The organism is Streptomyces sp. NPDC028907 (assembly GCF_055564995.1).
The window spans coordinates 48,514-68,661 of the sequence record NZ_JBVHVE010000021.1 but is presented as its reverse complement, the minus strand read 5'-3'; the positions used below and the strand labels follow the sequence as shown (position 1 = coordinate 68,661).

General features: G+C 67.6%; 16 protein-coding genes and 1 pseudogene. 4 read left to right on the top strand and 13 right to left on the bottom strand.

Annotated elements, in window-relative coordinates; genetic code table 11:
- Positions 1-23 precede the first annotated feature (23 nt).
- On the bottom strand, positions 24-1,139 hold the full coding sequence (locus ACZ4UU_RS40860) for an MAB_1171c family putative transporter (protein ID WP_471908505.1): 1,116 nt from the start codon (positions 1,137-1,139) through the stop codon (positions 24-26).
- 3 nt (positions 1,140-1,142) lie between these two features.
- Positions 1,143-1,667 carry a hypothetical protein gene (locus tag ACZ4UU_RS40855; RefSeq protein WP_471908504.1) on the bottom strand — a complete coding sequence of 175 codons (525 nt, stop codon included), beginning with the start codon at positions 1,665-1,667 and terminating at the stop codon, positions 1,143-1,145.
- 709 nt (positions 1,668-2,376) lie between these two features.
- Here ACZ4UU_RS40855 and ACZ4UU_RS40850 point away from each other — a divergent pair.
- Positions 2,377-2,817 carry a pyridoxamine 5'-phosphate oxidase family protein gene (locus ACZ4UU_RS40850; RefSeq protein WP_471908503.1) on the top strand — a complete coding sequence of 147 codons (441 nt, stop codon included), beginning with the start codon at positions 2,377-2,379 and terminating at the stop codon, positions 2,815-2,817.
- 264 nt (positions 2,818-3,081) lie between these two features.
- Here the strand turns inward: ACZ4UU_RS40850 and ACZ4UU_RS40845 are convergent.
- Together ACZ4UU_RS40845 and ACZ4UU_RS40840 are read right to left on the bottom strand one after the other, a co-directional pair.
- Positions 3,082-3,486: pseudogene (locus tag ACZ4UU_RS40845) on the bottom strand (SulP family inorganic anion transporter); the annotation flags it as partial.
- 257 nt (positions 3,487-3,743) lie between these two features.
- The gene (locus ACZ4UU_RS40840) at positions 3,744-4,511 is read right to left on the bottom strand and encodes a carbonic anhydrase (protein ID WP_471908502.1); all 768 of its coding nucleotides are present in this window, start codon (positions 4,509-4,511) and stop codon (positions 3,744-3,746) included.
- A gap of 100 nt (positions 4,512-4,611) precedes the next feature.
- On the opposite strand from ACZ4UU_RS40840, the gene ACZ4UU_RS40835 reads away from it, so the two are divergent.
- Positions 4,612-5,286 (top strand): hypothetical protein, encoded by a 675-nt coding sequence (locus ACZ4UU_RS40835; protein ID WP_471908564.1) that lies wholly within the window; start codon positions 4,612-4,614, stop codon positions 5,284-5,286.
- Here ACZ4UU_RS40835 and ACZ4UU_RS40830 read toward each other — a convergent pair.
- The 5 genes from ACZ4UU_RS40830 to ACZ4UU_RS40810 form a co-directional block, all read right to left on the bottom strand.
- Positions 5,205-6,047, bottom strand: coding sequence for an alpha/beta fold hydrolase (locus ACZ4UU_RS40830; protein ID WP_471908501.1), 843 nt, complete (start codon positions 6,045-6,047; stop codon positions 5,205-5,207). The two genes, ACZ4UU_RS40835 and ACZ4UU_RS40830, sit on opposite strands and share 82 nt — an antisense overlap.
- Positions 6,048-6,147: 100 nt before the next feature.
- Positions 6,148-6,597, bottom strand: coding sequence for a MarR family winged helix-turn-helix transcriptional regulator (locus ACZ4UU_RS40825; protein ID WP_471908500.1), 450 nt, complete (start codon positions 6,595-6,597; stop codon positions 6,148-6,150).
- On the bottom strand, positions 6,594-7,427 hold the full coding sequence (locus tag ACZ4UU_RS40820) for a hypothetical protein (protein ID WP_471908499.1): 834 nt from the start codon (positions 7,425-7,427) through the stop codon (positions 6,594-6,596). Before ACZ4UU_RS40820 ends, ACZ4UU_RS40825 begins: the two co-directional genes overlap by 4 nt.
- A 534-nt stretch (positions 7,428-7,961) precedes the next feature.
- Positions 7,962-9,092, bottom strand: a complete 1,131-nt coding sequence (locus ACZ4UU_RS40815; RefSeq protein WP_471908498.1) for an XdhC family protein — start codon at positions 9,090-9,092, stop codon at positions 7,962-7,964.
- Positions 9,093-9,172: 80 nt separating this feature from the next.
- Complete coding sequence (locus tag ACZ4UU_RS40810) at positions 9,173-10,243, bottom strand: alpha/beta hydrolase family protein (RefSeq protein WP_471908497.1); 1,071 nt, start codon at positions 10,241-10,243, stop codon at positions 9,173-9,175.
- A 230-nt stretch (positions 10,244-10,473) separates the two neighbouring features.
- Here ACZ4UU_RS40810 and ACZ4UU_RS40805 point away from each other — a divergent pair, with 230 nt between their 5' ends.
- Both ACZ4UU_RS40805 and ACZ4UU_RS40800 read left to right on the top strand, forming a co-directional pair.
- Positions 10,474-12,825 (top strand): xanthine dehydrogenase family protein molybdopterin-binding subunit, encoded by a 2,352-nt coding sequence (locus ACZ4UU_RS40805; protein WP_471908496.1) that lies wholly within the window; start codon positions 10,474-10,476, stop codon positions 12,823-12,825.
- Positions 12,822-13,574 (top strand): DsbA family oxidoreductase, encoded by a 753-nt coding sequence (locus ACZ4UU_RS40800; protein WP_471908495.1) that lies wholly within the window; start codon positions 12,822-12,824, stop codon positions 13,572-13,574. Before ACZ4UU_RS40805 ends, ACZ4UU_RS40800 begins: the two co-directional genes overlap by 4 nt.
- A gap of 38 nt (positions 13,575-13,612) precedes the next feature.
- Here ACZ4UU_RS40800 and ACZ4UU_RS40795 read toward each other — a convergent pair whose 3' ends face one another.
- The 4 genes from ACZ4UU_RS40795 to ACZ4UU_RS40780 all read right to left on the bottom strand — a co-directional run bounded on the left by ACZ4UU_RS40795 (position 13,613) and on the right by ACZ4UU_RS40780 (position 19,865).
- Entirely contained in the window at positions 13,613-15,919 is a 2,307-nt protein-coding gene (locus ACZ4UU_RS40795; protein ID WP_471908494.1) for a SpoIIE family protein phosphatase, read from the bottom strand.
- 133 nt (positions 15,920-16,052) lie between these two features.
- Entirely contained in the window at positions 16,053-17,345 is a 1,293-nt protein-coding gene (locus ACZ4UU_RS40790; protein ID WP_471908493.1) for a flavin monoamine oxidase family protein, read from the bottom strand.
- Entirely contained in the window at positions 17,342-18,787 is a 1,446-nt protein-coding gene (locus tag ACZ4UU_RS40785) for an APC family permease (RefSeq protein WP_471908492.1), read from the bottom strand. The genes ACZ4UU_RS40790 and ACZ4UU_RS40785 overlap by 4 nt, the downstream gene beginning before the upstream one ends.
- 262 nt (positions 18,788-19,049) lie before the next feature.
- Positions 19,050-19,865: a sulfite exporter TauE/SafE family protein gene (locus ACZ4UU_RS40780; protein WP_471908491.1), complete on the bottom strand. Its 816-nt coding sequence runs from the start codon at positions 19,863-19,865 to the stop codon at positions 19,050-19,052.
- Positions 19,866-20,148: the final 283 nt, after the last annotated feature.

Below are 20,148 nucleotides of genomic sequence, written 5' to 3'. Positions count from 1 at the left end.
CGTGACTCCTAGATCATGGGAGGTCATGCGGCTTTGCGCAGTGCGTCGGACACCGCAATCAGTTGTTTCACATCCGACTCGCGGTCGCTTCCCAGAGCCATGGCGAGGGGGACCGCTCGGCGGGGTGCGGGGACCCCCTCCTCGATCCGATCGGAGGCCCGACGGAGCCGGGCGGCAAGCTCTGCGGAGTCGATGTTGAGGGCCGCGCTGTCGTCACCCTCATCCAGCAGGTACGGGCTGATGTCCACCAGACCGTCGCGGCACTCCACGATGCGGCGGTGGTAGCGCCGGTGCACGCCGCGGGCCCGCCACCGGTCCAGTGCAGCCGGGGAGGCCGGCCGCAGCACGTTGTCGGGGTACGTCTCCGCCAACAGCTCCCACAACGGGGCGAGGCGACGGTGATCACGCCGATGCTGGAACCAGAGCCGAAGGGAGGAGATCCGGGTGCGCGCTCCGGAGTACGTGATACCCGCCGCGAATAGGAGGACGGATGCCACCAGGAGGAAGGCGATGGCGGTCATGAGCTGCTCGGGTACCTCTATGTCGGCCCAGCGAATGGCGACGAGAACGGCGCGGATCGCGCAGGCCACCGCCATCGCCCCCAGGCCAACAGCCGCCATCCAGAGCCCGGTGGAGTGCGGGCGCCGGGCGATGCGGGCATAGCGGCGAGTCCACCGGCACGCCATGCCGAGGGCATACATGAGATAGAGACCAGCGCCGCCGTAGAAGAAGGCGATCTGCGGAATCGTCATGTCGGCCGTGCTGAAGCTGCCCGCGAAGACCTCGTGCGGTACCGACTCCGCAGCCACGGTGATGGCCACCGCAACGACTCCGACGACGACGGCTTCCTTGCGTGCGCGGCGGCGGCCCGCTTCTTCGTCGGCGGCGGAGTAGAGGTAGAAGCACATCAAGAAATACACCGCGAGGAGCAACAGCACGTTCTGGATCAGCTTCGCCGTCCCGTGGCCGGCGACCGTGTCGACGCCGGACGCGCCGCCGGGCATGGCCACGGGGTACGACAGCGCAGCGCAGAACAGGCAGAGGGTGACGGAACGCAGAGGTGCGTCATGAGGGGATCGCTTCAGCTGGTAGAGCTTCCAGACGAGAGCGGCCACGAGCCCCAGGAGTAGCAGTTCCACGGTTTACAGCCATCCTCGCCGGTCACCGAGAGCCGACTCCACACGACGGAGGGAAGGGTCGTCCGACAGCGGAGTGGAGCCGTCCAGCAGAGACGACCACTCCAGAATGATGGTGGCGACCAGTTCGACCGAGCACTCCTCGCCGTCCTCGTACGAGCACCGGCGCGCGACGCGCTTGATCGTCTCGGGATCGAAGACCGGCAGCATGGTGGCCCAGCCCTCCACGAAGATGGCCGTCTCCTCGTCGGGGTCGACCGCAGGGGCTTCTTCTGTCGTTTCGCCCGCGGCCTTCTTTTTGGCCTCCTCGTTCTCCGCTACGAGGATGTGGCCTATCTCGTGGAGCTTGATGTGATCTTGATGCAGTCGGGTTGTTTCCTGCTGGTACAGGATCACGTCGTAGTCGTCGTACTCGACCCACATCCCCGAGGGGCCAGGCTTCGGCAGCGGAGCTTCGCGCAGGTACAGGGGGCGCCCGCGCCGTCGGCTGAGTGCCTGGCAGAGCTCGTCGACATCGAGCGGGGGAGTCACTCCGAGGTCTTGCAGCTCACGCCGAATCAGGCGGTGCAGATCTCTCTCCACCGTCCGGTTCGCGGCTGTGCGCCAGCGCCCGATGCGTCGTCGGCGCGCTTCGCCCTGAGCAGGCAGTTTTGACTCAGCCGCGTCGCGACGACTCTTCCCCAACCACATTGAGGATCCCTCCAACCGATGGCTCCCCCGAGCCGGGCGACAGCGCGCCCGTGTCGATGACGTCCGGTTCCCAACGCTGGCAACGACCGCAGACGGGCGTGTCCGCATGTCCCACCAGGCCCCTGCAAGGGGCCCGGCTGACTAGCCTGCAGATCACTTCGCCGCGCTGATGTCACTGATGCGAACGCGCAATGAAATACCAACGAGCTGCCTCATTGGAAGCTCTCGGGAACCTCTTTGGACAGTACGTGACGGGCATGGCCGAAAAGCGTGATCGATCTGTGTAGCTCACCAGGCGCCTCGATCCCACAAAATGATCCAAATCGGCCAAGAATGATCTGGGCCATGCCTTTGACCTGCGCTTTTACGTCCTGGTGTGAACACTTCAAGTGTCTCGCGTCGGCGGCGAGCCTGTTATGGATTCGAGACTTTTCCGCTCGTTAGGCTTGGGATGCAAGTGCCCGAATGGTGCAAATTACCTACGCGAGGCAGATGTGGTCATGGTCACTTCAGGACAGATCGGGCAACACTCGCCCTTACGCTTTCAGCCATGTCGAACGCGCTGCTGAGTCAATCTGACGGCTACCTGGAGTTCTGGAATGAATACCATCTGTGCACGCTAACCACACTGCGCCCTGATGGTCGACCGCATGTTGTGCCTGTTGGCGTGACGATCGATGCCGCCGCCGGAGTGGCCCGAGTTATCACCCGCAAATCCAGTAGGAAAGTTGCCAACGTCCTCGCGGGTGGCGGGCCTGCCCGAGTCGCGGTGTGCCAGGTCGACGGAGGCCGGTGGGCCACGCTCGAAGGCGTGGCAGAGGTCTGCACCGATGCCGCAGCGGTCGAGGAGGCCGTTGCCCGCTACGGAGAGCGATACGGGCGTACGCCGGCCCCGGACCCTGAGCGGGTTGTCATCCGGATCTCTATAGAACGGGCGATGGGGCTGACCCACGCTCCGCGCCCCCGGGGTGCTTCAAGCGCTGCGGCGTAGTGCAGCCCGTACGTCGAACACGGGTGCTCGGGGGTAAGAGCCCCAGGCACCCCTGGCGTGATTCATGGTGTCGATGTTGGTGACGGCGGAGATGGCCATGACCAAGTCTCCGACATGCTCGGCGGCAACCTGCTGGTCGGACGGCATGGAGATCATTCGGCCCGCCTGATCTCCAACGATATGCCCGGCCGGAGGCTCCGGTGGGGCCTCCGGCCGGGCGGTGGATCCCTCCGGATCCTTGAGGTCCTTACGACGTCGCGGCCTTCAAACCGGCTCGGTGGCCGTGACTTTCACAGGTTCGGTGACCTTCACAGGTTCCGTGCCAGCCATGCTGTGCCTCTCGGCCCAGCTCTCCGTGGCCGTACGGCAGGCGTGGTTGAGGTGGTGGAGTCCGGACAAGTCCAGCTCCACCGGGCGGTCCTGCGGCAGGGCCTCGAGGCTGTCGAGGATCTTCGGCAGCCTGAGGAAGGTCGCGTTGCCCGACCGGTACGCCTGGATCGGTCCGGCGCCCTTGTCTATGACCTCCAGCTTCACGTGCGAGGCCTCCCAGGCGGTCTTGGCGACCGACAGGGCCAGACCGATCAGCACGCCCTCGAACATGTTCACCACGACGATCGACACGGCGGTGACGACGAGGATCAGCGCCTCGCCCTTGTGGCTCCGCCACAGAAGGGGCTCGCCCTGCACATGTGCACGATCGACGTACTGAACAGGCGCGGCGTCATGAGGGAGGGGTTCCTATTCTTCGACCAGTTGAGGTGCAACGGCAGGTCGGCCCGGAGGGAATCCGTTCCCTCATACGAGCGCACCGGGCGTCGTGCGGCACGGTCTCCCGGCCCCTCCGATGCCGCACCAGCACCCGTCTCGCCGCGACGCCGTGAGCGTGCTCGGCGATGCCGTGCCCTATCCGAGCACGCTCGCGCTTATCAGGCCGACGGCGCTCCAGTGAGAACCTCAACCCTGCCAGTGTCGAGGGAGTAGTAGGCGCTGACCACGGCGAGGTCGCCCTTCTTCACCATGGGGGCGAGGTCCTTGTTGGTGCGCAGGGCGGCGGAGGTCTGCTTGGTGTGGATGCGGATCATGGCGTCGACCGGGTCGGCGTGCTTGCCCTTGGCCGTCTCCTGGTACGCCGGCTTCAGCGCGTCGGCGATGGCCTGCAGGTTGCCGGGCAGCGTCTTGCCTGCACTCATCGCCTCGTACGCGGCCTTGATGGCGCCGCACCGCTGGTGCCCGAGCACCACGATCAGCGGCGTCCCCGAGGTCATGGGCCCGTATTCGACGGAGCCGGTGACCTCCGGGCCCACCACCTGGCCGCCGGTGCGCAGCACGAACAGGTCGCCGAGGCCGGTGTCGAAGAGGAGCTCCGGCGGCACCCGGGAGTCGATGCAGGAGAGGATCACGCCGTACGGGTCCTGCTCCGCGGCGACGAACTCGCGCCGCTTCGGGTCCCGGTCAGGATGCTGGAGCGTCCCGTTCACCCAGCGCTTGTTGCCCTCCATCAGCCGCGAGAACGCCGACCAAGGCGAGTCCGGCCGGGCGTTCGCGGCCGGCGAGGCGTTCGCTGCGGCCCCCGTCGCCGTGGCCGACGCTTTCGCATCAGCCGTCTTCGACGAGCATCCGGTAATCAGGGCCGCGGAGGCCAGCAAACCTCCGGTGAGTATCGCCCTGCGCTGCGGGTTACCGGCTATGGCCATGGATCTTCTCCTTGCAGTTCAACTATTTGCTTGAAAGTTTCAGAATTGGCGGAGCGCAAGGTACCAGAGGCAGATGAGGCTGCTGTGACCCATGGCGTGCATGATCTTCACAATTGCACTCAGTCCGATCGCGGGGCGTCTCGCGTTGCCCGCCTCGCTCGCACTCGGCCGGATCGCGGGGCATGTGCGTGCGGAGCCGCACCCCTGGAACGCCGCGACCTCGCGGAATGGGATGAGCTTGAAGCCCGCGTGCACCAGGATGCCGGCCAGGGCGGGGATCGGGATCAGGGCCAGGGCCAGGGCCCACGGCATCGCGGCGGCGAACAGCAGCAGCCACAAGACTGCCTCCGCCTGGCTCATCGCCCTCTACTACACCGTCTTCCTTGGCCTGCCGACGCTGCTGCTGGACGCCGACGCGACCTGCCAGTCCGCCTACGACTGGTTCAAGGTCGCCCAGGCCGAGGGCTTCGAGATTCCGGCCAACCTGGTGGTCGAGCGGTACCTGTTCGACGACATCGCCGAGTACATCCGCGCCAGGTGCGCCGAGTTCGGCGCGATCGTGGTCGACGCCGGCGGCGGCAGCGCCCGCATCTGCCACGAGGCTGTCACCGAGGCGAACCGGCCGGCCTGGCGCACGATCAGTTGCATGCCGAGCGCGTCCTGCGCTGGGCAAGCCTCGGATCGTCCACTGCGTCAGAGCGCCGGCTCGTGCTCGTTCAGGTGGTCGATGATCAGGCTGGTGAGGACCTCGGGAACCTCATCAGGGACCCAGTGACTGATGCCTTGCAATGCGTGGAACGAGTAGGGGCCGCTCACCCACTTCTCTGTGGCATGAGCTGCGGTGGACCCGAGCGCGACGTCCTCGGTGCCCCAGACGTAGAGCGTGGGTACCTGGATCTTCCCGACCGCGACGTCGGGCCTGTCGGCGCGGTAGTAGTTGAGGGCGGCACTCAGGGCACCGGGCTCGGACAGACGTCGTACGTATGCATCAAGGTGACGGTCGGGAACCTTGCCCTGGTAGAGGGAACGCAGAAGTGCGGCGTCGTCCGCCAGGAAGCGGGTTTCTGTGTAGGGGCTTCGCCAGTCCTGCTGGTACTGAGAGCGGCGGACCTGGTCGTCGTCGGTGCGAAGTGCTTCGCCCAACGCGCTGGGATGTGGCGTCGATACAACGGTGAGCGTACGCAGTCGCTCGGCGTGCCGGGCCGCGGTCCACCAGGCGACGGCACCGCCCCAGTCGTGCCCGACGAGGTCGAAGCGGTCCCAGGCGAGTGCGTCGGCCACCGCCAGAACGTCCCCGACCAGTTCGCTCACCCCGTACGCGTCGGCATGCATGGGGCGCACACCTGGCGAATAACCGCGGGTGTCGGGCGCGACTGCGCGGAAGCCCTGGTCACCCAGCGCGGCCAACTGTTCTTCCCAGATGATGGCGGTCTGGGGAAAGCCGTGCAGGAGCAGGACGGGGCGGCCGTCGACGGGTCCTGCTGCGATCGCGTCGAAGGTGCCTGAAGCCGACGGGATCTGAAGGTGTTTTTTCATGATGCATCCTTTCGGGAAGGCGGGCGCCCATGGGGCGCCATGCATAGGGTGCTCCGGTACGCGCACCCGGTCGTTTCCCCCAACGCCCCGGATACCATTGTCAAGCGTCCAGGGCCATAACCAACTCCCGGAGCAACTTGGCGAGTTGGGGGCAGTCCTCTGCGTTCAGAGCTGACAGCATTCCTGACTGCATCGCGAGGCCGGCATCAAGCGCCTCGTCAACCACACGCATACCCTCGTCGGTCATTGTCACCCTGAGTGCCCGGCGGTCATGCGGGTCAGGTGAACGGCGCAGCAGGCCTGCCCGCTCCAACCTGTCGAGCCGACCCGTCATACCACCGGTCGTCACCTTGACCGCCTCGCACAGCTGTCGGGGCGCGAGTGTGTACGGCGCGCCCGAACAGCGCAGCGCGGCAAGGACCTCCACCTCGCCGAGAGAGAGTCCGAGAGGTGCGTACGTCGCGCCCAGCCCGTCTTCAACTACGCGCGACAACCGGAAGACGAGCTTGAAGACACTACTTGGAAGCGCTTTTGAACTGGCTGAGGTCATCGAAGAACCCGTCGTTGCCATTGAGTGAAGGTCTCCACAGGATCGCCGTCCTTGCCCCAGGGCCACGAGGTGACGATGCCGTCGAGCTTGACGAACACGCGTCCGGCATCCTGCAGGCGATCCGCCTTGACGAGCGCGTACGCGAGCAAATTGAGGTCGGCGAGCGCGGCCGCAGTACTCAGAAATCCCGGGCTGAGCAATTCCTCCAGCGATCGGTCCAGAGTCCGCGCCGCATCCGGCTGGGACCAGTAACGAGAGGCCTCCAGCCGTGACACGAGTCCGACCTCTCCGAGACGTCGGTGGTAGAGCATCACACCGGCCGTGAGCGGCAGGGAAACCGCCGGAGCGTCCGAAGGCATCTCGGCTCTCATGCTGTCCACGAACGCGAGGAGGTCGGTCAGTGATCCCTGCTCCGTCGGAGAGAGGTAACCGAGCGCCTCAAGGCACGCGGCCCGATTCCACGGGTCACGCAGCCTGACCTCCGACCATGCCGGCAGCAGGGCGGAACGCGGCTGTCCGTCCAAGCGGAGCAGCCCGAGCCTGATCACCCACGGCATGGGGTCGTACGGTCGTAGGCCGGCTGCCAGGGTGCAGAGGTCCAGGGTTCCCCGCACATCGATCGGCGCAGCGCCCACAGACCAGCTTGGGTCGGCTGCGGCGCGGCGCAGCCAGGTCCACTGAGACCACGCCCGTAGAACCAGAGCGTCCGGGTCCCGAGGCCGCCGGTCATGCCAGTGACGCGCCACGGAGAAGGCCGCGCCGGAAAGAACGCCGAGACGATGTGCGCGCCGATCCCAGTCCTCACCGGTCTCCCGCAGCAATTGCTGCACGGAGAGGAGGTCCGTGTCAGGTTGGCCCACCATCCTCGACGCCGTGAGACGGGCACGGACCCTGCCGAGCGCGACGTCGTCCAACTCCGGCGCCAACCGAGGTCTGTCCAGCCCTCTACGCCTGCGTATCCTCAACGGTCTACCCCCTGTGAGAGCGCGCCGCTCTCCTCTTGCGCGTTCTGGCGGCGGCCGGGTTTCCGCCGGAAGATCAGCACTTGCGTCGGCCTGTTCCGTTCGCGAGCTGCGGTGCCGCCGCAAACTGGTCCGCCCACCGAACTCGGCGAGGGGCAGGAGCATTCCTGCCTTTTCGGTCACCTCAGCATCAGAGACGTTCCGGTGCGACAGGACGACGCCGAAGCAGACCGTCGTATCACCGGCCATCGTCAGCCACCGGACGCAGTCCGCAGCTCGGTGCTGTGGGCCCAGACCACCTCACGGTCCGGCCGCTGCGCCTGCCGACATCTGCAGGCGCAGCTCCTGTCGCCGTACCAGCTCGGTCAGCGCTACGCGGACAGCCTTCACCTCCTGCTCGTTTCAGAGGCCGACCAGGGGCCGTCGCGCCGCATGCACGGGACCCTCCAAGCCGGTCAGAGGCAGTCCACTGCCACGCCTGCGGAGCGCCACGATCTCGGCGACGATGGACAAGGCGGCCTCCTCCGGCCCTCGGCCACCCAGATCAAGGCCGATCGGCGAACGCAACCTGGCCAGTTCGTCCTCCGTCACACCGGCCTCGCGCAGGCGGACGAGCCGGTCCTCGTGGGTACGGCGGCTGCCCAGCGCTCCGATGTAGCCCGCTGGGCTGCGCAGAGCCGTCCGGAGCAGCGGCACGTCGAACTTGGCGTCGTGCGTGAGGACACACACCACCGTGCTCGCGTCGACACGGTCACCTTGGCTGTCGAACCACCGGTGCGGCCAGTCCACGACGACTTCATGGGCTTCCGGAAAACGTTCCTTCGTGGCGAAGACGGGGCGTGCGTCGCACACGGTCACCCGGTACCCGAGGAGCGCTCCGAAAGCGACCAGAGGCCGGGCGAACTCGGCGGCTCCGAACACCAGCATCCGTGGCAGCGGGGCGAACGACTGCACCAGAAGCTCGGTCGCCGGCACACAATGCGGATCACCGGCTTCCTGATCCCCACCGATGCGGACGCTGCCGCTTGCTCCTCGGGCCAGCAGCCCCTCAGCCGCGTGAGCGGCCGCGCGGTCGAGCTCGGCCGCTCCCAGTGTTCCGCTGGTTCCCCGCGAGCCGACCGCCATCGCCGCGCCGGGCCGGACACCGCCGTCGAGCACTGTGACAAGCGCGACGGGCAGTCCATCCGCCGCGTCGGCCGCGACTCTGGCCGCCGGCATGTCGCCGGACGCCTCGCGCACGAAGACGTCGATCGTCCCTCCGCACGTCAGTCCCACGGAGAAGGCGTCGTCGTCACTGACCCCGTAGCGCTGCCGGGCGGGTGGGCCGCCCGCCAGCACGTCGTGTGCCAGGTCGAAGACGGCGGCCTCCACGCACCCTCCGGACACGCTGCCCACGACCCGGCCGCTGTCGCTGATGAGCATCGAGGAGCCTGCAGGATGCGGGGCGGAACCCCAGGCGTGCACGACGCTGGCCATCGCGAAACGGACACCGTCCCGCTGCCAGGTGGCCGCCTCTTCCAGAACGTGCCGCATGGGAATCACCTCGCTTCGTACCCGCCCGCCGCAACCCGGCAGGTTGTCGCAACGGACCTAGTGATGGATCCTGCCGATCGTCAGCAGGTGGTGCCCAGCCGGTCCGCCAGCCAGTCGGCCATCCGCAGCCGCGGCTCCGGGCCGAGGTTGTGGCAGCAGTGGTCGCCTTCCGGCTCGATGTCGATCTCCAACTGGGCGTTCACGGCGTGCTCGACCAGCACGTCGATCTCGGAGTCGGGTATCTCGTCGAGGGAGCCGTGCAGCACGTAGGTCGGAACCTTCAGCTGGTGCAGCACCGGTCGGGAGTCGAGGTTCTTGCACACGAACTCGCGTGCCTCATCCATCGTCGGCATCGCACTCACGTACTGCCAGCTTGCCTTGGTCATCGGTGTCTCGGTGTCCCACCCGTCCATGTCGACGAATCCGCCCCAGGACACACAGGCGACGAAACGCGGATCCAGGCTGGCACTGCGCAGCGCGTAATAGCCTCCGAGGCTCCGGCCGAGTACGGCAATGCGTTCGGAGTCGATCCGGGGGTCGGCCACGAGAGCGTCGACCACCGTAGAGGTGTACCGCTCGTAGTCGCCACGCAGCGGAGTCCCGGGGAACATCTCGCCCTGGCCGGGGCCGTCGAAGGTCGCGACCGCCATGCCTCGCTCCAGCAGGAGTTCCTCGAAGCGGAAACTCTCCTCCTTCGTCGACTCCAGCCCGCCGAGGAGCACGACGCACGGCTGGGGCGATTCGGCGCCCCGGGGAACACGGATGTAGCCAGGGATGGACGTGTCGTCGATGGGCAGGTCGAACCGCTCCGCCGGCGGGTCCAGCAGGGGCGCCGCGCGGCGGTACAGGGCCGCCTTCCGCTCCTGCCCACGCTGTCGCCGCTCGTCGAACCACAGGAACTGGCCGTACTGCGCGGCCAGCGATCCCATCAGGAGAAGTTCGGCCGCCGTGCGCCGACGTCCCGCGAGGAGGGCGGCGTCGGCCAACTGCTCGTAGCGGTCGGCAGTGGCCATCCAGTGGTCGAACCACGACACGTCGCCGCTCCTGTCGCGAGCCGCGACCAGGTCCGCATACGGCAGCCCGTCGAGGAGAAGACGCCCCCAGTTGAGCATCTCCTGTTCCGGCGAGGGGTTGGTGACAAGCTCTGCCACGAGGGTGTCCTTCCGCCTGCCTGCCTCCCGAGGCGGGGCTCAGGTGTGCAGGCCGTGTAGACCGTGCTCGTCGGTGGCACGGCGCTGCGCCAGTATCAGAGCTGCGCCGTCACGGGCGATCCTGCAATTGCCTGACAACTTGGCCGCGAGCTGTCCGGATTCCGAAAAGGCTCACTCCGCCGTCACTTCCGATAATCGAGTCATCCCATATCGCAGGAGGAGCGCCTTCCATGAGTCTGTCGAACACCTCGAGCATGGATCCGCAGCCCCGGCGTCATGTCGGCGCCCGCACGCCACGCCGCGAGGACTCGCGCCTGCTGCGGGGCCAAGGCGCGTTCGTGGACGACATCGACATCACGGGCCAGCTGTTCATGCGGGTCGTGCGCGCCTCCGTCGCGCACGCCCGGATCACCTCGATCGACGCGTCGGCAGCGCGCGACCTCCCCGGTGTACACCTGGTGCTCACCGGGGAGGACGTGCGGGAACTGGGCCCGGTGCGGCTGGAGGAGCTGGGCTACCACGACCTGTTCCCCCACCTCGAGGAGTACAGCCATCCGGTACTGCCCACCGACAAGGTCCTCTACGTGGGTCAGCCGGTTGCCGTGGTCATCGCCGAGGACCCGTACCTGGCCGAGGACGCGGCCGAGCTCGTCGAGGTCGACTACGAGGAGCTGCCCGTGGTACTCGACCCGGTCGAGGCCGTAAACGGTGGTGCGTCCCTCCACGAGCTGGGGAACGAGCCGGCGACCTTCGTCAAGGAATACGGACAGGTCGAACGGGCCTTCGCCGAGGCCGCACATGTGGTGCGCGGTGAGTTCCGGATCGGGCGGCACAGCGGTATCCCGATGGAGACGCGCGGCTGTGTCGTCGAGCCCGTGCCGGGGCGTGACCAACTGTGGGTATGGGGGACTGTCCACGTCCACGACTGCCGTCGCATCATGGCCCGCATGCTCGGGATGCCGCTGACGAGCATCCGGATGCGGCACACCGACATCGGCGGCAACTTCGGCGTCCGCGGTGGGGTCTTTGCCGAGTACCTTCTCGTCGCCCACGCCGCCCGCAAGCTGGGCCGTCCCGTGAAGTGGATCGAGGACCGCGTCGAGCACATGGTGGCGATCGCGCATGCCCGCGAGCAGGTGCACCGGATGGAGGGCGCTTTCGACGCCGAAGGGCGCCTGCTGGCACTGCGCGACGAGATCTGGCACAACCACGGCGCCTTTCTGCGTCAGGCCGAGCCGCTGGTCAGTGACATCACCGCGGGCATGGTCGTGGGTCCGTACCGCATCCCGGCCTACCGGGCGGAACTGCATGCCGTGATCACCAACAAGACACCCCTGGCCGCCTACCGTGCGCCGGGGCGCTACGAGGGCACCTTCGCGCGCGAGCGGCTGTTCGACCTCGCTGCACGAGAGATCGGCATCGACCCCGTCGAACTGCGGCTGAGGAATGTACTCACTGCCTCTGACCTGCCCTGGGAACCGGGGCTTGAGATCGCCTTCGAGCCCTATCTGTTCAACTCCGGGGATGTCCTCGACCACATGCGCAAGGCGCTCGACGCGGCTGACTACGAGGCGTGGCGGGAGGAGGCCCGTCGGCTCAGGGAGGAGGGACGGATCGTCGGCAACGGGATCGGCCTCCTCATGGACAAGGCGGGCCTCGGCCTGTACGAAACCGCCGACGTGGAGGTAGACGGCACCGGGCGGGTCCGGGTCCTGACGGGAGCGTCCTCGGTGGGCCAGGGCATCGAGACAGTCCTGGCCCAGATCGTGGCCGACGAGCTCGGCGTCCAACCGCAGGACATCGACGTCATGCACGGCGACACGGATCTGGTGCCCGACGGGGTCGGCTCCTGGTCCAGCCGCTCCACCGTCCTCGCCGGAGGCGCGGCTCGCGCCGCCGCCCAGAAAACCCTGGCCAAGGCTGTGCGCGTGGCCAGCCGGCTGCTGGAGGTGGACACCGCGGAGCTTCAGGCGACGGGTGGCCGGATCGAGGTTGTCGGCAAGCCGGACCAGTACCTCACGCTCGCCCAGATCGCAGAGCGCTGGGACGGCTGGAGTGCCCGCGCCGTCGGAGACGAACCCGGTCTGCATGCCTCGGCGGTCTACCTCGACGAGCACATGAACTACCCCTACGGCATCACCCTCGTCCAGCTGGAGATCGACCCGACGACCGGCGGGCACACCATTCGCCGGTTCTTCGTGAGTACCGAAGCGGGAAAGATGATCAATCCGCTCACCACTGAGGGACAGATCATCGGTGCTGCGGCTCAGGGCATCGGCGGCGCGCTGTTCGAGGAGTTCCAGTACGACGAACAGGGGCAGCCGCTGTCGACCTCGTTCATGGACTACCTGCTGCCGGGAGCCGGAGAGGTGCCGGCCGTGGAGTTCTTCGTCACGGAGGACGCCCCCACTCCGGACAACCCGCTGGGCGCCAAGGGTCTCGGAGAGGTGGGGCTGATCGCGGTGGGAGCCGCCGTGGCCGGGGCCATCGACGACGCGCTGGGCGGCGAGTTCCGCGTGCGGCGCATTCCGGTCCACCCCCAGGACTTGTTCGAGCTCGGCCGTGAGGCCGGGAAGCGGTGAACGGCGAGGCGCCCGGTCTCCGGGAGGGCAACTGCCCCGGGGACGTCCCCGCCGTGGTGGCGGATGACCCGAGGGTGGTCACCTTCTGGTCCGACATCGGCTGTCCCTGGGCCTCGCTGGCTCTGCATGTGCTTCGTTCCAGGGCGGTCGACATGGGCGTGCCGCTCTTCATCGACCACCGCGCGTTCCCACTGGAACTGTTCAACCGGCGCCCGACACCGAAACCGGTCCTCGACATGGAGGTCGTCGCGATCGCGGGCCTCGTCCCCGAAGTCGGCTGGCGGCTGTGGCAGGAGCACGAGGCCACCTATGCCGTCACCACCCTCCCGGCCATGGCCGCGGTCCAGGCGGCCAAGGACCCCGGAGTGGGAGGACTGCGGGCAAGCGACGAGCTGGACGCGGCGCTCCGCGAGGCGTTCTACCGGGAGAACCGGTGCATCAGTGTCCACGCCGAGATCCTGGCCGCGGCCGACCGGTGTCCCTCCGTCGACCTTGCGGCGCTCGAGCGGGCCTTGGAGAAGGGCGCGGGGCAACGGGCCGTTTTCGAGCACTGGAGGACCGCCCAGGGCCCTTCTGTGCAAGGCAGTCCCCACCTCTTCGTGAAACACCGGTACTCCGCGCACAACCCGGGGGTCGACTACCACTGGACGGGACGGCCGGGACATGGCTTTCCACGGTTCGAGCGCTACGACCCGGGCTGGGCGGACGACGTACTGGAATTCGTCGCTGCCGGACCGCAGGCCGGCTGATCAACGACGTCCGGCCCAGACCTCTCGGGGCAATACACCTAGGGCGCCTTGGGCCCGTCGAACGGCACCGCACACCAGATCGTCTTGCCGCTCGGGCCGTATCGGGTTCCCCAGCGTTCCGTGAGCTGGGCGACGAGGAACAGTCCGCGTCCGCCCTCCTCCTCGTACCCGACCCGCCTCAGGTGGGGCGAGGTATGGCTGCCGTCCGACACTTCGCAGATCAGGCCCAGAGCCTGGTCCACGATGAGTCGCAGCCTCACGGGAGCTCCGCCGTACCGGAGCGCGTTGGTCACCAGCTCGCTCACCACCAGTTCTACGACGAACGCCGTCTCCTCCAGGTCCCACGCGGCCACCTTCTCCATTGCCAAGGCACGGCACCGCGCAACTTCCGCGGGATCGTCAGGTACGTCCCAGCCGGCCACCCGGCTGTCGCTGAGCCGGTGCACGTGGGCCAGCAGGAGGGCTGCGTCGTCCCGTGAGGAACCCGGCACCACAGGAGACACCGCCCTGTCGCAGGTTTCCTCCAGCGTGCGGGCAGATGCGCTGAGCGCATCGCGCAGTCCGCGCAGACCGACCTCGATGTCCTGGTTGTAGGCCTCCACCAGGCCGTCGGTGAAGAGGGCCAGGAGGCTGCCTTCGGCAAGGTCGAACTCGAAGCATTCGAATGGCAGCCCGCCCAGTCCCAGGGGCGGCCCTGCGGGTACGTCGACGATGTCCGCCCGGCCGTCGGGTGTCACCACTAGCGGTGGCAGATGTCCGGCACGAGCGACGGCGCAGCGCCCCGAGGTCTGGTCGTAGACGGCGTACAGACACGTCGTCGCCACGGCTTGGTCCTTCTCGTCGCCCAGGGACTGGGCGACCACGAGGTCGTCGAGCCGTGCGAGAAGCTCGTCCGGGGGCAGGTCCAGAGCCGCGAGCGCGGCCACTGTGGTCCGTATACGTCCCATGGTGGCCGCGGCGTGTATGCCGTGCCCGACGACGTCACCCACGACCAGTCCGACACGCGCCCCGGAGAGAGGGATGACGTCGTACCAGTCCCCACCCACCCCGACCTGCCCGGGCGCGGGCAGGTAGCGGTGGGCGATGGCCACGGCCGGAGTCTGCGGGAAGCGGAGCGGGAAAAGGGCACGCTGGAGCGTCAGCGCGGCGTCGTGCTCACGGGCATAGCGGCGTCCGTTGTCCACGCAGACAGCCGTACGGGACACCAGTTCATCGGCGACCTCGAGATCGTCATGACCGAAGGGGTCCTCCGGTGGACGCCTCTCGAACATCACCAGACCGAGCACGGCCCCGCGCGCTCGCATCGGTACGGCGAGCACGTGATCACACGCTTCTGGACGGCCCTCGCTCAAGCAGCGTGCCTGCAGAGAGTCCGGCGGATACTCCACCCGACGCGGCAGGGTGACCCCGGCTCTGCTGTCGTCATGTGCCCGTTCTGCCACGCGTCGCAGGTCGAAGGCCGCGCCGCCGCCCCACTTGCCGGGTTCCCCGCCGGCGAGCACCGGTGCGACCAAGTCCACTGTGACCGCGTTGGCGAACTCCGGAACGACCAGATCGGCCAGGTCACTCGCCGTACGGACGATGTCCAGACTCTGTCCGATGCTGCCTCCGGCACGGCTCAGCATGGCGAGGCGTCGGCGCATCACGTAGCGGTCGGTGACGTCGACGGTCGTCTCGCACACCCCGAGGATCTTGCCGTCGGGGTCCTGCATCCGGAAGTACGAGCAGGACCAGAAGTGCTCGTGATGGGGGTCGATACGGGTGGAGCTGCGATAACTGACGTCGACGACGGGCGTCCCGGTCCGCAGCACCTGCTCGATGATCTTCTCCAGGGGCGATATGGACTGCCCGTCCTCGTCGATGACCTCGCCCTGCGGAAGCAGATCCCTGATGTACCGTCCGCTGATTTCATCCACCGTCCAGCCGAAGTGCTTCTCCACGGCCGTGTTGAACCATGTCACCCGAGCCTGAGTGTCGTACACGGCGATCATGACGGGTGACTGTGCGGTCAGTCCGGCCAGTAGCGCCTGCCCGGTGGCCCACTGACTGAGCTCTGGTGTCTTCGCCGCGGAGAGCAGCCAGGCGGGTCCCTGTGCGCCGGAGTCCAACGGAGTGAGCGTGATGCCGATGCGGACAGCCTCACCGTCCCGACGCGACGCGCACCGGACCACGTACGTCTCCTGCGACTCCTCACTGCCGACGAGCCGCAGGCCGTCGCCGAGGAGGACTCCGACATCGCGTCCCAGAGCCTCGTCCGACCTATAGCCGAACAGTTCCTCGGCCGCCGGACTCCATCCGATGATTCTCCGCTGTGCGTCCAGGACCAGTGTCGCCACCGCAACCATCCCCAGGGGACCCTGTGTCGTTGGGAATCCGACATTCGAGCGCATACTGTAACGATATGACTTAACTGACGGCGGGGTTCCGTTTGGCGAGGTCGTGCGACGCGACCTCGCCAAACCGTTTCCGCTCGGAGTGTCAGTGGTCCTGCCGCTTCCCCAGGATCTCCTCCACCACCCGGTCGGCGGTTTCAAGCGCCCCCTCGATATAGCCCGGGAAGCGCAGGGAGACATCGGAGCCGGCGAAGTGCACGGAGCCGTAGGCCTCGCCGAGGGCCTTGTGCACCTTGCTGAACTGCCCCACCTTCGGTGATACCCACGCCCCGAGGAACAGCGGGTCGCTCGACCAGTCGTGGCAGTCGACGCCGACGACTGTCGCCTCCGGCAGGTAGTGGTGGACGGCGGCCTCGACCGCCTCCCGGTCGGTGGGGTCGAAGGAACTGGAATCCGTGAAGGCGACCAGGATGCGCCCGCCGTCCTCGGCGGGCATGTAGTCGTAAAGGGTGGGGAAGACGCCGTCGCCGGTGCAGGAGATGCCTTCTGGCACACCCGTGACCTGGACGAGGATCTTCAGCCCTCGGCAACCGTGCCCCTCCGCCACCACCGAGGCGCGGTCCGGCGGGAGCGGTGGATCGAATCGGATGGTGCGCCAGGTGTTCAGGGGGGTGGCGATGACCACGTCGCGGGCGACCAGCACCTCTCCGCCGCGGACGACGACCTCGGCACTCCGGGCACCCTGGTGGACGCTTTCGACTACGGCTTGCATCCGTATGTCCGGCACCTCGGCGGCCATTGCCTCGACCAGCGCCGTGGTCCCGTCGCTGATGACCTCGTCGAGGGACAGAACCACACCCAGCACGCTGTATCCATGTGCGGCGACAAACTGCAGGGCCCAGAGCGCCGACGCCTCGGTGACCGGCTGGCCCATCATGTTCCAGCCCCAGGAGAGGATGAGCTGGCGCGTGACCGGAGGGAGCTTCAGGGAGTCGATGTACGTCAGGAGGGGGACGTCGAGGTCCTCCAGCCCCTGAGTGTCAAGGCCTGCCTCGACATCGATCCGGTGCGCGTCGGACAGCAGGCGGTACAGGCCGGCCTCGGCCTCCGCGGCCTCCTCGACGGGGATGGGGAACGCCGAATCGTGACTGCCGGGACCCAGACGGTTACGGAAGACCGTCGCCCCGGGGGCAGGCTCCGTCCTGACGCCGTACTGGTCGAGTTCCGCCGCCAGCCGGGGGTGGTGGTGACGGTGGATGTACGCGCCGCCGATCTCCACCTCCAGGCTGGGGGACGTGGCCGAGCGGCGGCGGTACGCGCGGCCGCCCAGACGGTCACCGCCCTCCAGCAGGAGCACCGACTGGCCTGCTGCAGTGAGGGCCCGGGCACACCTGAGGCCGGCGAAGCCCCCTCCGACGACGATGGTGTCGTAGGTCATCGGCCCTCCTCGGCCTGTTCGCCGGAGCGCGACACCAGGCGCCGCGCTCCCATGATGATCATCATGGCCACGATCGATACAGGCGCTACCCATGTCATGTCGTCCAGTGTCGTCCCCGTGGGATTGACGATCGAGTTGAGGTAGAGCCAGCCCGTGGCGGCCGCCCCGATGAGACACGCGATCGTCTTGACCACGGTCAGTTCGCCGTTGCGCCGGAGGACGACGATCGCTCCAGCGCAGATGAGGATGTAGGGAATGACCCAGAGGTAGGGGAAGAGGGTGGCCAGGTACTGGTACATCTCCAGCGGGCTGGCGTCTGTTATCGCGATCAGAGCGACGGGAAAGGCCAGGGCCGGGACGCACATGACGGCGATGGCAGTACCGGGGGTCTGGGTGCGTGGGGCCACGCGGCCGATGGCCTTGGGCAGGAGACCGTCATTGGCCATGGTCGCCCACACGCGCGGGGCGTAGTTCATGAAACCGACTAGAACGGAGAACGAGGTGACGACGAGCGCGATGTCAGAGGCCTCAGCGAGGAAGCCGAGACCCGAGTGACGGGCCATGGCGGCGATCGGCGACTCCCCGGCGGCAACCTGGTCTCCGATGGCGCCCAGGGAGGGAACCGTGAGCAGGGTCCCGAGTACGGCTATACCGCCGACGAGGAGGGGCACCAGGATGATGATGCGGGGCACCGTGCGGATCGGGTCCTTCGTCTCCAGCGCGGTCGCCGCGCTGCTCTCGAAGCCGACGAGGAACGTCGTGCTCAGCACGAGGCCCAAGGTGAATCCACTGAACGAGAAGTCACTGAAGGTGAACTGTCCCGCGAAGTCGAACCCGTCGGAGAAGAGGTTTCCGATCAGGACGGCCAGGACCACCGGACACGAGAGGAACAGCAGCCCGATGCTCAGCTTCGCCGAGGCGTCGAGACTCCGGTAGGCGAGAACTCCCGCGGTTGCGATGGCGACCGTATAGATGATCACCTGCCCTGTGAATCCGTTGGCACCGGACACCCCGAACACGGAGGAGAGCATGCTCCCGACGTAGAGTCCGAGAACGCCCAGCATGACCATCAGGCCGACCACGTATCCGACGGCGAGGGAAGCCCCTGCCACGAACTTGGCGCCGCCGCCGAAGACGTGACCGATGTAGGAGTACAAAGCCCCGGAGACCACGTGGCGCTGGGCGAAGGGCACGATGGCCACTCCGATGCAGACCATCACCAGTGCTCCGGCCGCGGCGGACAGCCAGCCCGAACTGCCGGCGACACCCCCCATGAAGACACCGACCGTCGCCGCGGTCAGAACGGGGCTGAAGACCACCACGGCGAGGCCGAGGGCCTGGTTCATCGTGAGGGTGGCCGACCTGAGGCCGTCAAGTCCGTCCTGCGGAGTCTCCGGGTGCACGGTTCCGGGCGATCCCGGTTCCGCCTCGTTCATTACCATGACTTCTCCTGGTGGACGCTCGTGCGATTGTTGCCCGCACCACATGTGTGATGCGGGTAAATATCGGGGGCATCCGGCCGCATGGCATTTACGCCATCCGTATAGATCCGGCCATCGGTTTGTGGTTCTCGACACAATGGAGAGCACACCGGGTGTCGCTCCTCGACATGTGGACGGCGGGTCAGCCTGGGTCCCAGGGCGCGAGCGTTTTCGTCCGGTGGGCGTCATGGGCTAATGAGATTGGGAGGCACCCGGCCGCAGCTCAGTCGTGACGGGCGAGCTTGACCGCTGCGACGAGCAGGATCACGGCCAGCGCGGGGATGAGCACGAGGTCCGGGAACACACCGAGGAGCAGTCCGCCCAGCACGGCCCCGGCAACCGAGCCGACGGCCATGACCGCCGTGAAGCGGAGGTTGGCGCCGAGGACGGCGAAGCTGCCGTCACGGCTGTAGCGGGCGAACGCGACCAGCATGGTCGGCAGGGACACCAACAGAGAGAGACTTCCGGCCGTCTTGATGTCCTCGCCGAACAGCAACACGGTCGTCGGGATCAGCAGCTCGCCGCCAGCCACTCCCATGATCGCGGCGACGACACCGATCTCGAACCCGGCCGCGACTCCGGCGGGGATCTGGGCCCACAGCGGCAGCGCGAGGGTGTCCAGGGTGGTGGTGTGGGTGACCACGAGCGCGCCGGCCATGAGGATCATCAGGGCCGCCAGCACCTTGTAGAGGGTGATGCTGCGCATGCGGACCGCCCAGGACGCGCCGGCCCAGGCGCCCAGCAGGCTGCCGGCCAAGAGGTTGGCCGCAACGGGCCAGCGGGTGGCGACCTCGGAGGCCGGGACCGCGGCCAGCCGGGCAGGCAGCGCCACCAGCACCACGACCAGGCTCATCGCCTTGTTCAGGATGACGGCCGAGAGCGCGGCGAATCCGAAGAGGCTGATCAGCAGCGGCAGGCGGAACTCGGCACCGCCCAACCCGATCATTCCGCCCAGCACGCCGATGGCCGCTCCCGCACCGAACACCGCAGGTGCTGAGTGCGTCGGCCGGAGGAGACGGAGGGTCTGGTCCGTGCTCATGTCAGGCATCCTCGCTGGTGGCTGCCTCTGCTGTTACGGCGCGCTCCGACCTTCGGGGCAAGCCACCGGGCGTCCGCTCTTGATTCGTCGGACCTCCGAAAACCGGCTGCGTTTGGCGATGTCCGGTGCTGTCGAAACTCGTGAGCATCTGGTGCCTGTCGCTGCGCTCGAACCCCTTCCAATCCGCTGTCAGAGCGGTATGCCGCGCGTGAGTCCGCGTCGGTGACGCAGGCCGGGGCCGACTCCGGCGACGAAGCGGGTCATCGCGGCGAGCGTGCCCGCC